We start from the raw sequence: 14740 nt of genomic DNA, 5'->3' as shown, positions 1-14740 counted from the left end.
GCGAAAAGAGACCGCGCCCTCGGCCCACTCAGAGTCTCCGGGCGGGTTTTTCTTCTGGGAAGCTTCCACGAAGCGGGGAGATCTTCACCGCCCGTCCGGCGGCTCCTCCAGCACGCGCATCTCCGTTTTTCTCTGGATCTCGCGGAGGCGTTTGGCGAGAAGGGCGCGCCGCGCCGCGCCGAGGCGGTCGACGAAGAGCACACCGTCGAGGTGGTCGATCTCGTGCTGGAGGACGCGGGCGTAGAGACCCTCCGCCTCCTCCTCCACCTCCTCCCCGCTCTCGGTGCGGTAGCGGACCCGCACCGCCTCGGGACGCTCCACGTCCGCACGGAGGTCGGGTAGCGAGAGGCAACCCTCTTCGTATAGCACGCGGCCCTTCGACGACTCGAGGATTCTCGGGTTCAGAAAAGCGCGGGGCTCATCGCCGTCGAAAGCGCTTCCGTCGATGACGATCAGCCTCTCCGAGCGCCCGACCTGCGGAGCCGCCAGGCCGATGCCGTCCCCCTCGTGCATCGTCTCGATCATGTCGCGGATCAGCCCGTCCAGCCGTCCGTCCGAAGGATCCACTTCCTCCGCCTTCCGGCGAAGGACCGGGTCTCCATACCAGCGAATCGGAAGGTTCATCGTCCTCTTCCCCGTTCTCTGTTGCGGGCCGCCCGGAGCACGCCTTCCCGGAAGCGCGCCCATCCGGCGCGCCGCACCGCCGTCCCCTCGAAAAGGCGTTCGTAACGCTCCTCATCGAGGCGGAGCGCTTCATCCAGGTCGAGCCCTTCGATCTCCCCGCGCGGGAGAAGGTCCGCCGCGCCCGTCTTGCGGGCGAAACGGTTCCAGGGGCAGACGCTCTGGCAGACGTCGCAGCCGAAGACCCATCCGCCGCACCCTTCCTCCTTCTCTTCGGCCACGGGGCCCTTATGTTCGATTGTAAGATAGGAAATACAGCGCGATCCGTCGACCTGATAATCGTTTCCGATGGCGCCGGTCGGGCAGGCGTCGACGCAGGCGGTGCAGCTCCCGCACCGGTTTTCGGCCGGCTCATCCGGCGGAAGATCCCGGTCCAGGATCAGGCCGCCGAGAAAGAACCAGGAACCGGCTCCCGGAATGATCAGGTTGGCGCTCCGCCCTCGCCAGCCGAGCCCCGCCCTTTCGGCGTAGGCGCGCTCCAGGACGGGCGCCGAATCGACGAAAGGCCTCCCGCGCGCGCCCGGAAGGATCTTCTCCGCCGACACGAGGAGGCGGCGAAGCATCGGGCGCATCACACGGTGGTAGTCTCGCCCTCGAGCGTAGACCGAAACGAGACCGTCCGCCGGGGCGGCCGGCCGCTCCCCCGGCCAGTAGCCGAGAGCGACCATCAGCATCGAGCGGGCCCCGGGGAGGAGAAAGCCGGGGTCGACGCGCGCCTCGGCGAGGCGCGCCATCCACGCCATCGTCCCGTGCCGCCCCTCGGCGATCCACCGGAGAAGCCTTGTGTTCTCCACCGCCGGAAGCTCGGCGGGAGCCACGCCGGCGGCGTCGAAGCCGATCCGCCGCGCCTCGGCCAGCAACCGCGCCTTTTCCTCGTCCGGCGTCACGCCTCTTCCCTTTCCCCCTCCGGCGGCGCGGCGGCGCGCGCCGTCCAGAGCGTCTTGCCGCCGGGAAGGCTCGCGTCGCCCCCCGGGAAGGGATCGATCGTCTCGCGCGCTTCCTCCTCCCATCCCGCCCGGCGGAGCGCTTCTTCCACGCGCCCCTCGGGATGGAAATACTGTCGATGAACCGAACGGAGAATCGACCTCTTTCCCCCATCCCGCGTATCCACGTCCACCTCCGCGCGGGCGATGCCGGCAAAACGGTCATAGGAAGAGCGGATCACCAGATTCCCTTCAGGCGTCCGCGCGCGGAAAGCATCGCCTCCCCCCCACACGGCGCGGTAGGCCTCTTCGGTGTTCAGGTCGAAGAGGAGACACCCGCCGGGGCGGACCGCGCGGCGGATCCCACCGAGAGCGCGCCGCAGATCCTCCTCCCCGGCGCAGTAGTTCAGGCTGTCGTAGAGGCAGAGCGCCAGGTCGAGGCGCGGGCGGAAGGGAGCGCGCTCCATGGAACCGACCGCCGTCCGCGCCGCTCCCTTGGCGCGGGCGCGGGCGATCATGGCGGGGGAGCGGTCGAGGCCGGCGGCGAAGAGGACCCGCGGGGCGAGGCGGATGAGGAGGCTCCCCGTGCCGCAGGCGAGATCGACGAGGCGGCGCGCGCCCGTACGGCGAATCATCTCTTCGACGCGGCCGGCGAGGGAGAGGGCGAAGCGGTCGAAACCGGCGGCGTCGTAGACCCGGGCGAAAGCCTCGTAGGAGCCTTCCGGGAGATCGATCACCGGCGCGCTCATCCCGCCGCGTCGCCCACCAGCTGAACCGCTTCTTTTCCCACGGTCCGGCGGAGGCGCTCCACAAGTTCCTTCGCCGGCTCCACGCGGAAGCGGCGCGAACGGATCTCCACGTCCCCCTCCCCCGTGTCCACCAGGATCTGCACGGGGCAAGGGCCGGGGTGCGCCTCGAAGAGGGAGCGCATCTCGGCGAGCGAGTCCTCGCCGAGCCGATCCAGCGGGGCGCGGATGCGGAGAAGGCGGGCGAATCGGACGCGCGCCTCGGCAAGACGGGTCACGTCCTCCACGAGGAGCTTGGGAGCCTCGTCGCGGCGGGCGCTGATCGTCCCCCGGAAAAGGAGAGGCTCCCCTTCTCCCAGGAGGGGCTCCGCCGGCTTGAACGCGCGGGAGAAGAGCACCACTTCGGTGGTTCCCTTGAAGTCCTCCACCTGCACGAAAGCCATCGGCTCACCTTTCCGGTCGAGGATCCGGCGGCTGCCGAGCACCATGCCGGCGAGGGCGACCCGGTCGCCGTCGGCGAGCCTCTCCAGGCCGGCGGAATCGGTGTTGGTGAAACGGAGTTCGTCGGCGAAATCGGCGAGGGGGTGGCCGCTCACGTAGAAACCGAGCACCGCCTTCTCCCTCTCCAGCGTGTCCCGGCGGGCCCAGGGGGGCGCGTCGGGGAGGGGCGGCTCGGGGATCGCCGCGCCGTCGCCGGCGCCGTCGAAGAGGAGGGTTTGGCCGCGGTCCCGGTCGACCCGTATCCGGTTCGCCCGTTCCAGCGCCGTCTCCGCGGCGGCGAGAAGAGCGGCGCGGTTCGGCGAGAAGCGGTCGAGCGCCCCCGCCTGGATCAGCGACTCGAGCGTTCTTTTATTGAAGAGATGAAGGTCGAGCTGTTCGCAAAGATGGAAGAGGCTGTGGAAGGGGCCGTGCTCCTCTCGGGCGAGGAGAACCGATTCCACCGCCGAGCGCCCCACGTTCTTCACCGCCGCGAGGCCGAAGCGCACGCCTTCCCCCTCGCACGTAAAGACCGCTCCGGAGTGGTTCACGTCCGGCGGCAGCAGAGGGATGCCGAGGCGGTTCAGCTCGCCGATCAGCGTCACCACCCGGTCCGTGTCGCTCATCTCGCTGGTGAGGGTGGCGGCGAGGAACTCCCTCGGGTAGTGCGCCTTCAACCAGGCGGTGTGATAGGAGAGGAGCGCGTAGGCGGTGGAGTGGGACTTGTTGAACCCATAACCGGCGAAAAAGGCCATCAGGTCGAACATCTTCTCCGCCTTCGCCCGCGCGAATCCCTTCCCGACGGCGCGATCCACGAAGACGGCGCGCTGCTCCGCCATCTCCTCCTTCTTCTTCTTCCCCATCGCCCGGCGGAGGATGTCCGCCTCTCCGTAGGTGAAACCGCCCATGCAGTTGGCGATCTGCATCACCTGCTCCTGGTAGAGGATCACCCCGTAGGTGTCCTTCAAGATCGGCTCCAGGCAGGGGTCGAGGTAACGGATCTTCTTGCGGCCGTGACGCCGTTCGATGAAGTCCTCCACCATGCCGCTGCCGAGCGGGCCGGGGCGGAAGAGGGCGTTCACGGCGATGATGTCGTCGAAGCCTCCCGGCTGGAGGCGGACCAGGAGATCCCGCATTCCGGAGGACTCGAGCTGGAAGACGCCCACCGTCTCTCCCGCCGAGAGGAGCCGGAATGTGTCGGGGTCGTCGAGCGGCAGCGCGGAGAGGTCCACGTCCACGCCGCTCGTCTCCCGAATCAGGGCGACCGCGTCGTGCAGAACGGTCAGCGTGCGGAGCCCGAGAAAGTCCATCTTGAGGAGGCCCACCTTCTCGCACGCCTTCATGTCCCACTGCGTCGTGGTGTCGCCTGTGCTCGCTCGATAGAGGGGGACGTAATCGGTGATGTCGCCGGGCGCGATCAGCACACCCGCCGCGTGGGTCGAGGCGTGACGGGCGAAACCCTCCAGGTTGCGGGCGTGGCGCCACAGATCGGCGTAGCTTCCCTCGCCGTCGGCGATCTCCTTCAACTCCGGCACGCGCTCCTCGGCTCGGGCGAGGGTCATGCCCACGTCCGCCGGCACCTGTTTGGCGATCTTGTCCACCTCGGCGTAGGGAACCTGCAGCACCCGGCCCACGTCCCGGATCACCGCCCGGGCGGCCATCGTGCCGAAGGTGATGATCTGGGCGACGCTCCTCTCGCCGTACTTCTCGATCACGTATTCGATCACCTCGCCGCGGCGGTTGTAGCAGAAGTCGATATCGATGTCGGGGAAGCTGACCCGCTCCGGGTTGAGGAAGCGCTCGAAGAGAAGGGAGAAGCGCATCGGGTCCACGTCGGTGATCCGCAGGAGGTACGCGACGATGCTCCCCGCCGCGGAGCCCCGGCCCGGCCCGACCGGGATCCCCCTCTCCCGCGCCGCTCGGATGAAGTCGCGGACGATGATGAAGTACCCCGCGTAGCCCACCTTGCGGATCACGTCCAGCTCGTATGTGACTCGTTCTTCGATCCCTCCGTCCGCGCCGGGGTAGCGCTTCGGAATCGCCTCGCGGACCAGATGGGCGAGGTAGGCGTCGGCGTCCGCGAAACCCTCCGGGATCGGCGCTTCGGGGAGGTGGGGGGTCTCCAGGTCGATGGCGAGGTCGATCCGGTCCGCGATCCGGACCGTGTTCGCGAGCGCCTCCGGGTCGTCGGGGAAGAGGCGCGCCATCTCCTCGGCGGAGGCGAAGTGATTCCGGCTCGTCGTATAGCGAAGACGGTTCGGATCGTTCAGGTCCTTGCCGGTGCCGATGCAGAGGAGGATGTCATGCGAATCGGCGTGATCCGGAGTCAGATAGTGGCAGTCGTTGGTCGCCACCAGCCCCAGCCCCATCTTCCGGCCCAGTTTCCGAAGCCCCTCCAGGGCGATCCTCTCCTCTTCGATCCCGTGGTTTTGCACCTCGAGAAAGAGACGGTCCGGCCCGAAGATGTCGAGGAGCATGCGCGCCCTCTCCTCCGCCCTCTCCATGTCGCCGGCGATCACCGGCACCGTGACCGGTCCCCTCATGCAGGCGGTGAGGGCGATCAGACCCTCGCTCCTCTCCCGGAGCAGCTCCATATCGATCCGCGGCTTGTAGTAGAAACCCTCCAGGTAGGAAGCGGTGGAGAGCTTGATCAGGTTTCGAAAACCGATCTCGTTCTCGGCAAGAAGGACCATGTGGTAGGTGCGGTCGCCGCCGGCGCGGGCGCTCTTCCGGTCGAAACGGCTCCCGAGGGTGAGGTACATTTCCGAGCCGATGATCGGCTTCACCCCCGCGCGCAATCCCTCTTCGTAGAAACGGATCGCCGCGAACATGTTGCCGTGGTCGGTGAGCGCCACCGCCGGCATCCCCTCCTCGACGGCGCGGCGCACCAGGTCCTCGACGCGCAGCGCGCCGTCCAGCAGGCTGAGATCGCTGTGATTGTGGAGATGGACGAAAGGGGGCGCTCCGGTCATCGACCCGCCTCGCCGGAGACGTAGAAGACGGATTCGCTCTTGGCGCTGTTTCCGGCTCGGTCGACGGCGTACACGATCATCTTGTGCGAACCGGGACGGAGCGGCGCGCGGAGCGAGTAGGTGAGGATCTCCCTCTCCGGATCCCACTCGGCGATCATCCGTTTTCCGTCCAGGTGAATCTGCAGGTCTTCGCTCTCGAAGCCGGCGCCCACGTCGGTCACCTTCGCCTGCAGGCGGGGGCGGAGGGTACGCACCGTCGCGCCGTCGGCCGGATAGACGCCGAAGATGGCGGGGACCGCTTCGTCCCGGATCAGCGCGTACCGGGAGAGGGAATGAGTGGAGACGTCGACGGTGGGCGCGGCCGGATCGACACGACGGGTGACGAACTGCCAGCGACCGTGCGTATCGAGCCGGTAGAGCGCGACCCGCTTCCCCGCGTCGGCGCCGGCGGAGGGTTTGATCGAGATGACCGCGTCGCCGCGCAGAAGCGCGTCGGCCGGCTCGAAGCGGTAGACGGGGCTGGCGTAGGAGAGCCCCCGCTCCAGGGGCGGTCCTTCCTCCTCTTCGATCCGGAAATGCGTGTCGCGCACCAGCCCGCTCCGGTCGAAGCGGATCGAGGCGCGGCCGCTCTTGTCGGTCACCTCTCCTCCCCGGGCGGCGGACACCCGCATCGTGCGGATCTCCTTCAGGGTGGACCACTCCATCCCGTCGCGTCCCGAGAGGGTCACCTCCACCCAAGCCGGCTCGGAATCGAGCTGGTCGAGGGGAAGGATCCCTTCGTAGTGATTCGGCCCGGCCTGCACCATCGGCGGGCGGAGGGGGCTCTTCCCGTCGCGGATCACCCGTGCCTCCACCTCGTAGGGGAAGACGCGATCCACCCCGAGATTGAGGAGGGCCGTGCCGGCGTGGTACTCGATGTCGAGGGTCATCGCCGGCTCCGGCGTCGGGAGCCCCTCGTAGTTGCGGAAGACGAAATACGGGCGGCGCTGCACGCCCTCCACCGTGGAAAGCTCGATCCGGTAGAGGAGCGGTTTCCTCTCCTCCTGCAGGCGGGTAAAGCCCTCCGTCACCCAGGCGTCCTTGCCGGCCGCGTAGGTCGCGGGGCGGCTCTCCCAGTGCCGCCCGCCGTTCAGAGAACGGGAAACGACGAAGTCGCCGATCCGCGACGGCGATCCCTCCACGAAAACGGTCACCTCGTCGTCGCCGGCGAAACTGGCGCGGCGGATCTCCGGCGGCCCGCCCACCACCACGGCGATCACGGCGCGGGAGTAGTTGCCGTTGGCGTCCCCCACGGACGCCTCCAGGTGGTGGAGCCCCTCGGCGAGGACGACGCCGTCGCCGTATTCGTTACGGCCGGCGCCGACGATCACACCCGTGTGGGTCCGGTCGATCAGCGTGAAGGGGAGCAGGTTGGGCGCCGTCGAGTAAAGCCTGTGAAAACGGCCGCCTCCCCGCTCGATCATCCCCAAATCGAACTCGATGCCGACCAGGGAGGCCACGTCGTAGGTGAAGCTGTCGAAACGGGAGCGGTAGGTGAGTTCGTCGTCCACGCGGAGGTCGAAGCTGTAGACGCCGAGCTTCCGGCGCGAACAACCGCTCTGTCCGTCATCGCAGCTGATCATCACGCCGACGGGCCCCTCGACCCGGACGACCCTCTCGGTCCGGTAGCATCCTTCCGTGTCGGACCAAACCATGTCGAGCGGAAGCGGCCGGATCGAACCCTCCACGCGTGCGTCGTTCTCGAGAGGAGAGAGAAGCACTGATCGGATGACGGGGGGCTCCTCGTCGCTGATCGGGAACCCGTGGAGCACCGGATTCAGCGGGACGTTCTCGCCGTCCCTCAGCTCGAAATGAAGATGGGGGGCGCCGATCCCCGTCTGCCCGCTGTAACCGATCACTTCCCCGGCGCTGACCGGCGCCGACCCGGCGGGGAGACGGATTTCGACCTCGTATCGACCGATCCTCTCCTGCTCCCTCTCCACCATCTCCCGCAGGTGCGGGGCGAAGTCGGAGAGGTGCGCATACACCGCGATACGGCCGTCGGGAAAGGCGAGGTATATCGACTTGCCGTACCCGTAGGGAGAGGTGCGGATCCGGTACACCTCGCCGTCGGCGACGGCCCGCACCTTGTATCCGGTCTTCCCGTTGGTGGAGAGATCGATGCCGGCGTGGAAATGTCCCTGCCGGTACTCGGCGAAGGAGGAGGTGAGGCAGCCGCGGTAGGCGAGGGGCCAGACGTATTCCCTCTCGCGGTTCTCCTCGGCGCCTAGGGAGGCGGGAATCAGCGCCAGAAGCAGGAGGAGACGCGCCCGGCCGACCGCGCCGCCCGATCCGCCCATTCCATTCCTTCCCCTACGCATTCGGCCCGCCTCTCCCGCAAAAGGTCCTTGTCCGGGGCCTTCTACCCCATTCGCAAAGTAGCACCCTCTTTTCCGGGCTGTCAAGCGGGAGGCGTCCCGGCCTAACAGAAAACGAGACGGGGAGTTCCGTCGCCCACCCGAATGGAATCCCTCCCCCCATCCGGCGGCGCGGGTCCCACCGGCGGATCGGACCGTCCCTGTTGTCGACCGTTCCGATCCGTGCTATCGTTTCTCTTTTGGACCCCGAGACGTCTCGCCCGCCCCGAATCGGGCGCGGGGATTCGGAAACAAGGAGTGGGATTTTTATGCTTAAACAGATGCGGGAGAACACGAAGATCGTTCTCTGGATCGTGATCGCCGCCTTCGTCGGCCTGATCTTCGCCGTCTGGGGAATGGACCTGCAATCCCCCCAGAAGGGCGCGCAATCCGGAGTGATCGGCAAGGTGAACGGTCGCAAGCTTTCGGCCCGGCTCTACCAGCAGGTCTTCACCGAGGAGATGAACGCCTTCCGCGGGGAGAGCGACATCCCGGTGTTGCCGGCCGTGTCCCGCCTCCTGGAGGAGAGGGCCTGGGATCGCCTCGTGAACCAGGCGATTCTCGACGAGCGCCTGGAGAAAGAGAACTACCAGGTCTCCGACGAGGAAATCGTGTACGCGATCCGCACAAACCCGCCCGAGTTCCTGAGGCGGGCGGACGCTTTCCTCACCGACGGGCGCTTCGACTACCAGAAATACCGCGAAGCCATCGACGATCCGACCATGGACTGGCGCGGGCTGGAGCAATATTTCCGGGAACAGCTGCCGATGGAACACCTGCGAGCCCGCGTCGCCGCGGCGGCGCGGGTCACCGAAGGCGAGCTTCGGGATCTTTATGTGCGAAGCAGCGAAACGGTCGACTTCTCCTTCGTCGCCTTCCTCCCCGGGGAGTACGAGGACCGGGAACCGAAGATCGACGACGGCGCGCTCCGGGCCTGGTACGACGAACACAAGAGCGAATACCGCATGCCGGAGCGGGCGGAACTCGCCTATGTCGCGCTGGAAGTCGTTCCCACCGAGTCGGACCGCGAGTTTCTCCGGCGCCGGATGGAGGAGGTCCTGGAACGCCACCGGGAGGGAACGCCCTTCGAGGACCTGGCGCGCTACTACTCCGAGGGACCCACGGCGAAACAGGGGGGAGACATCGGCTCCTTTTCCCGCGGGCAGATGACGCCGGAACTCGAGGAGCAGGCCTTCGGTCTCGAGGTGGGCGGCGTGAGCGACGTGATCCCCGGCGAGGCGGGGTATCAGATCGTCCAGCTGGTGGAACGGACCGGCTCGGGCCGGAACGAGGAGGTTCACCTGCGGCAGATCTTCCTGAACCTCGAGGCGGGAGGCGAGACGCTGGAGTCGATCCGCACCACCGCGCAGGCGCTCTATGATGAAGCGAAGGATACCGGCATCGCCGAGGCCGCCTCCAAACGGGATCTCCCGGTGGAAAGGACCGGCCTCTTCCAGGAGGGGACCGTCGTCCCCGGCATCGGCGTCTTCCAGGCGGGGAACGTGTTCGCCTTCATGGGCGAGCCGGGCGACGTGAGCGAGCCCCTCTTCCATGACGAGACCTATTACGTGCTCGAACTCGCCCGGCGCGATTCCTCGCGAGTCCCCGACTTCGAGGAGGCGAGGGACCTGGTGGTCCAGTCCGTGAAACGAAACGAGCGACTCAAGATCGCCCGGGAGGAAGCGTCCCGCTACGCCGGCGATCCTGGCCGCGGCGCCACTTTGGAGACCATCGCGCGGCGCGCCGGGCGGGAGGTGCGCGAGGCGAGCCTGATCTCCCGCGCCGGCTCCGTTCCCGGCGTGGGCGCGGACCTCAAACTGATCCTCGCCGCCTTCGCCGGACCGGCGGGGGAAACGATCGGCCCGGTCGACACCGAGTCGGGCAGTTTCTATCTGAAGCAAAAAGAAATCCACCCCGTGGACGAGGAACGGTACCAGGCGGAGCGGCCGATGCTCCTCCACTCGCTGCTGGCGCAGCGCCAGGAAGCCGTCTTCAACGACTGGCTGGCGAAGCAGCGCGAGCAGGCGAAGGTGGAGGACTTTCGACCGAAGGAGGAGTCGGACCAGGGCTAGCCCCGCGGATTCCGATCACGAAGGAAAAGGCCGTCCGCGGCGACGCGGACGGCCTTTTCCTTCTCACCGGTTCACGCCCCCTCCTCAGCCTTTGGGCGCCTCCCGATCGGGAGGCGTACGGTCGTCGCCGTCCTCCTCCTCACGGGACTCCACCTCCACGTCCGCCCGGATCTCCTTGGAGGCGCGCTTGAACTCCCGGATCCCCTTGCCGAGCGCCTTCCCCACTTCGGGAATCCGTTTGGCGCCGAAAAGCAGGAGCACCAGAAGAAAGATGATCAGGAGTTCTTGGAATCCGATTCCGCCCAAACCCATGTCCTCACCTCCGGTCGCCGTCGTCGCTTTCGGGATCCTCTTCCCGCTCGGCGCCGAGCGGCGGGAAGGGGACGCAGTCCGCACCGATTAAAACCGTCACGTCCAGCAGGAGTGTGCTGTCCGGATCCGACGCGAGCTCTCCCACGCCGAGGGCGTCCCGGACCCGGCGCGCCATCTCCGGAACGCCCGACTTGGCCACCACCCGGGTGTTCCGGTAGTGAAAGTGGTTCGCGTTCCCCATCTCCACGACATCGCAGCCCCTGGTCCGCAGATAGCGGGCGACCTGGAGCGCCATGTCCGGCTCGCCGCAGCCGTTCAGCACCTGCACCTTGATCTCGCCGGCAACGGGAGCGGAGGAAGCGGTATCGTCGGCGTTCTCCTCCACCATCCTGCTCGAAAGAGGGAGCAGATACACGGCGATGCCGAGGGCGGTTACGGCGATGAAGAACCGCTGTGCCGCCCTTCCGAACCGCTCCGCGGGGCTCGCTTTCCGCCGGGGCGCTTTCTTTTTCTTTCGACCGCCGCGCGCCATCCTCTCCCCCCTAACGTTCCTTTTCCGCCTCTTCGCCCATCCGGACCAGCGCCTCACGGAGACGGCGCCAGACATCGTGGATCCCCTGGGGGATCACCTTCGTGTCGCAAAGCACGGGCATGAAATTGCAGTCTCCCTGCCAGCGGGGGACCATGTGAAAATGGATGTGCCCGGGGACGCCGGCGCCCGCGGCGCGACCGATGTTGACGCCCATGTTGATGCCGTCGGGCGCGAACACCTCTCCCATCGCCCTCTCGATCAGCGCGAGCTGCTCCAGAATCTCCCGGCGCTCCTCATCATCCAGACCATGGAAGGTGCCGACATGCCGATAAGGGGCGATCAAAAGGTGGCCCGGATTATAGGGAAACATATTGAGGATCACAAAGGTTTTCACGCCCCGCAGAAGAATGCAGGTCTCTTCGTCCTTATTCTCCTTCGGCTTCTCGCAGAGAAAACAGCCGCACTTCTTCTGTTTCTCCTCCTCCTTGAGCGTGTCGATGTAAGGCATGCGCCAGGTCGCCCACAGTCTATCCATCGGAACTCTCCCGGAGCCGCAGGGCGGCCAGGCGAAGGTGTTCCCGCGTGTTGATTCCAAAAAATTCCCAACCGTCCTCCACCGGAAACGGGAGGACCGGAAGGCCGCGCTCCACGAACGCGCCGATCGTGTCGGTGAGGTAGTACTCGCCGCCGGCGTTGTCGGCGCCGAGTTTCGGGAGCGTCTCGAACAGAGGGGCGGCCCGAAAACAGTAGGTTCCGGCGTTGATCTCGTCGATCCGCCGCTCCCCCTCGTCGGCGTCCTTCTGTTCCACGATCCGCGCCACCCGCCCCGCCCCGTCCCGGACGATCCGTCCGTATCCGGTCGGGTCCTCCACGCGGACCGTGACCAGCGTCGCCGCCGCCCCCTCCCCCTCGTGCCGCTCCGCCATCGCCCGCATCGTCGCCGCGCGCACGAGAGGCACGTCGCCGGAGAGAACCGCCACCGTTCCCTCGAAACCCTCGAGCGACGGCATTGCCTGCATCACGGCGTGGCCGGTCCCCTTCCTCTCCCTCTGCCAGACGAACTCCACATCCCGGCCCGCCATCTCCTCGCGCACCCGATCACCGCCGTGGCCGACCACGACGATCGTCCTCTCGAAGCCGGCGTCGACGACGGCGTCGAGCACCCAGGCCAGAAGGGGCTTCCCCTCCAGGTCGTGAAGCACCTTGGGGAGGCTGGACTTCATGCGGGTCCCCTCGCCCGCGGCGAGGACCACCGCCGCGCGTTCCGTCACGGCAGGATCTCCTCCACGCTCTCCCCGACGCGCAGGCAGAGATTGTCGATGAGCCGCGTCTTCCCGATCCGGATCGCGCCGGCGAGCAGCAGGTCCCCCTCCAACCGGTCCGGCGGCTCGAGGTCGGCGAGGCGGACCGCCTCCACGTACTCGACTCGGACGAGGGGCTCCGCCGCCAGCGTCTCCGTCGCCGCGGCGACCACCGCCGCCGTCTCCCTCTCCCCTCCCTCGATCCGCCACTTCGCCTCGGCGAGGGCGCGGTGAAGCGCCGGCGCGGCGGCTCGCTCCGCGGCGCCGAGGTACCGATTGCGGGAGCTGAGCGCTAGGCCGTCCGGCTCGCGCGCCGTCGGCAGGGAGCGCACGGTCCAGGGCCCGCCCAGGTCCTGGACCATCCGCCGGATCACCACCAGCTGCTGCGCGTCCTTGGCGCCGAAGTAGACCCGCTCCGGATTCGTCAGGGCGAGCAGCTTCCACACCACGGTCGCCACCCCCCGGAAATGACCCTTCCGAACCGCGCCGCAGAGCCGCTCCGAAATCCCCTCCACCTCGATGAAGGTGCGGAAACCGCAGCCGTAGATCTCCTCCTCCGACGGAAGAAAGACCAGGTCGACGCCGGCGCCGCGGAGCTTCTCCAGGTCCGTTTCCTCGTCGCGCGGGTAGCGATCGAAATCCTCGCCGGGGCCGAACTGGGCGGGGTTGACGAAAATGCTCGCCACCGTCCGGTCGCACTCCTCCATCGACCCCCGCACCAGACTCATATGCCCCTCGTGGAGCGCGCCCATGGTGGGAACGAAACCGATCCGCTCACCCCGCGAGCGCATCGGATCGAGGAGAGTCCGCAGCTCGCGCGCTGTCCGCGCCGCAGTCGCTTCGCCTCTCAACCTTCCTTCTCCTCCTCCGATTCGTAGCAGTGCTCCGCCGCGGGGAAAACACCCTCCCGCACCTCCCGGACGTACTCCGTGAAGGCGCGCGTCATCTCGCCCCGCAGATCGGCGTAGCGTTTGACGAACCGGGGTGGTCTTTCCTCATAGACGCCGAGCAGGTCGTGGGTCACCAAGACCTGGCCGTCGCAGTGCGGTCCGGCGCCGATGCCGATGGTCGGAACGGAAACGCGCTCCGTCACCCGCGCGGCCACGTCGGCGGGGATCGCCTCGAGGACGATGGCGAAACAGCCCGCGTCCTCCAGGCCGCGCGCCGCGTCGACCAGGCGTTCCGCCTCCTCCCGCCGCTTTCCCTGCACCTTATAGCCGCCGAAACGGAGGATCGATTGGGGGGTGAGGCCGAGGTGCCCCATCACCGGGATCGAGGCGCGGGCGATGGCGCGCACCATCGGGATCATCGCCCGCCCTCCCTCCAACTTGACCGCCTCCACGCCTCCCTCCTTCACCATGCGTCCGGCGTTCCGGACCGTGTCGCGCACGCTCACCGTGAAAGAGAGGAAGGGCATGTCCCCGACGAGAAGCGCTCGGGGACGCGCGCGGGCCACGGCGGCGCAATGATGGATCATCTCGTCCATGGTGACCGGCAGAGTGGTCTCCATGCCGAGCACCACCATGCCGACGGTGTCCCCCACCAGGATCACGTCCACCCCCGTCCGGTCGAGGATGCCGGCGGTCGGATAGTCGTAGGCGGTGAGCATGGTGATTTTCCGGCCCTGCCGCTTCAAGCGCGCCAACGTCCGGACGGTCACCTTCTTTCGTTCCGCTTCGCTCATCTCCCTTTGCCCTCCCGCCGGGGTACGAAATGGGCCACCCCGCTCTTCAACCGGGCGAGCTGGTCGAGAAGCTCGTCCAGCAACCGAGGATCGCCGAGGAAATCGGTTCGATTCGCGTCGACCGTGAGCAAGGGTGTGCTCGTGTAATGGCTGAAGAAGTAGTTGTACGCCTCCTGGAGAACCTGAAGATAGTCCGGTGTCAGGCTCGATTCGAAGGCGCGCCCGCGCTTCCGGATCCGCTCCATCAGGAGCGGCACGCCCGCCCGCAGATAGATCACGACGTCCGGCTTGGGGATCTCCTTCTCCATCACCTCCATCAGACGTTCGTAGAGCACCATCTCGTCGTCGGTCAGATTGATGCTCGCGAAGATCCGGTCCTTGGCGAAGATGTAGTCGCCCACCACGCGCTCCGAGAACAACGACATCTGCGCAAGCTGCTGCTGCTGCCGGAACCGGGAGAGGAGGAAAAAGACCTGCGTCTGGAAGGCGTAGGACCGTATGTCGTCGTAAAACTTTTTAAGGAAAGGATTCTCCTCCACGACCTCCAGGTTCAGGGTGGCGCCCAGCCTTCCCGCGATCGAGCGGGCGAGCGTGGTCTTGCCGACCCCGATCAGCCCCTCCACCGCGATGTAACGGTGCTCCAT

The 14740-nt window shown here is 67.2% G+C and carries 13 protein-coding genes; 1 reads left to right on the top strand and 12 read right to left on the bottom strand.

What is annotated here, in order from left to right; translation table 11 throughout:
• Positions 1–84: 84 nt before the first annotated feature.
• Genes def through JW958_08085 form a run of 5 tightly spaced genes read right to left on the bottom strand, consistent with a single transcriptional unit; the run spans position 85 to position 8159 of the window.
• Entirely contained in the window at positions 85–624 is a 540-nt protein-coding gene (def, locus tag JW958_08105; protein ID MBN1826214.1) for a peptide deformylase, read from the bottom strand.
• Positions 621–1568 (bottom strand): tRNA epoxyqueuosine(34) reductase QueG, encoded by a 948-nt coding sequence (queG, locus tag JW958_08100; protein MBN1826213.1) that lies wholly within the window; start codon positions 1566–1568, stop codon positions 621–623. Before queG ends, def begins: the two co-directional genes overlap by 4 nt.
• Positions 1565–2353 (bottom strand): methyltransferase domain-containing protein, encoded by a 789-nt coding sequence (locus tag JW958_08095; GenBank protein ID MBN1826212.1) that lies wholly within the window; start codon positions 2351–2353, stop codon positions 1565–1567. Before JW958_08095 ends, queG begins: the two co-directional genes overlap by 4 nt.
• Entirely contained in the window at positions 2350–5799 is a 3450-nt protein-coding gene (gene dnaE, locus JW958_08090; protein MBN1826211.1) for a DNA polymerase III subunit alpha, read from the bottom strand. Before dnaE ends, JW958_08095 begins: the two co-directional genes overlap by 4 nt.
• Positions 5796–8159 (bottom strand): peptidoglycan DD-metalloendopeptidase family protein, encoded by a 2364-nt coding sequence (locus JW958_08085; protein ID MBN1826210.1) that lies wholly within the window; start codon positions 8157–8159, stop codon positions 5796–5798. The genes dnaE and JW958_08085 overlap by 4 nt, the downstream gene beginning before the upstream one ends.
• A gap of 305 nt (positions 8160–8464) precedes the next feature.
• On the opposite strand from JW958_08085, the gene JW958_08080 reads away from it, so the two are divergent.
• Positions 8465–10267: a peptidyl-prolyl cis-trans isomerase gene (locus JW958_08080; protein MBN1826209.1), complete on the top strand. Its 1803-nt coding sequence runs from the start codon at positions 8465–8467 to the stop codon at positions 10265–10267.
• An 84-nt stretch (positions 10268–10351) separates the two neighbouring features.
• Here JW958_08080 and tatA read toward each other — a convergent pair whose 3' ends face one another.
• The 7 genes from tatA to JW958_08045 are packed head-to-tail and all read right to left on the bottom strand — an operon-like array spanning position 10352 to position 14740.
• Complete coding sequence (gene tatA / locus JW958_08075; GenBank protein MBN1826208.1) at positions 10352–10579, bottom strand: twin-arginine translocase TatA/TatE family subunit; 228 nt, start codon at positions 10577–10579, stop codon at positions 10352–10354.
• 4 nt (positions 10580–10583) lie between these two features.
• The gene (locus JW958_08070; GenBank protein MBN1826207.1) at positions 10584–11111 is read right to left on the bottom strand and encodes a LytR C-terminal domain-containing protein; all 528 of its coding nucleotides are present in this window, start codon (positions 11109–11111) and stop codon (positions 10584–10586) included.
• A gap of 10 nt (positions 11112–11121) precedes the next feature.
• On the bottom strand, positions 11122–11646 hold the full coding sequence (locus JW958_08065) for an HIT domain-containing protein (protein ID MBN1826206.1): 525 nt from the start codon (positions 11644–11646) through the stop codon (positions 11122–11124).
• Positions 11639–12382, bottom strand: coding sequence for an NTP transferase domain-containing protein (locus JW958_08060; protein ID MBN1826205.1), 744 nt, complete (start codon positions 12380–12382; stop codon positions 11639–11641). Before JW958_08060 ends, JW958_08065 begins: the two co-directional genes overlap by 8 nt.
• The gene (locus tag JW958_08055; protein ID MBN1826204.1) at positions 12379–13263 is read right to left on the bottom strand and encodes a pantoate--beta-alanine ligase; all 885 of its coding nucleotides are present in this window, start codon (positions 13261–13263) and stop codon (positions 12379–12381) included. Before JW958_08055 ends, JW958_08060 begins: the two co-directional genes overlap by 4 nt.
• Positions 13260–14096 carry a 3-methyl-2-oxobutanoate hydroxymethyltransferase gene (panB, locus tag JW958_08050; GenBank protein ID MBN1826203.1) on the bottom strand — a complete coding sequence of 279 codons (837 nt, stop codon included), beginning with the start codon at positions 14094–14096 and terminating at the stop codon, positions 13260–13262. Before panB ends, JW958_08055 begins: the two co-directional genes overlap by 4 nt.
• A complete protein-coding gene (locus JW958_08045; protein ID MBN1826202.1) occupies positions 14093–14740 on the bottom strand; it encodes a deoxynucleoside kinase in 648 nt (215 codons plus the stop codon). The genes panB and JW958_08045 overlap by 4 nt, the downstream gene beginning before the upstream one ends.

The organism is Candidatus Eisenbacteria bacterium (assembly GCA_016930695.1).
Classification (GTDB): Bacteria; Orphanbacterota; Orphanbacteria; order Orphanbacterales; family Orphanbacteraceae; genus JAFGGD01.
Note: the sequence above shows the minus strand (reverse complement) of the source record. Positions and strands in the feature narration are given on the sequence as shown.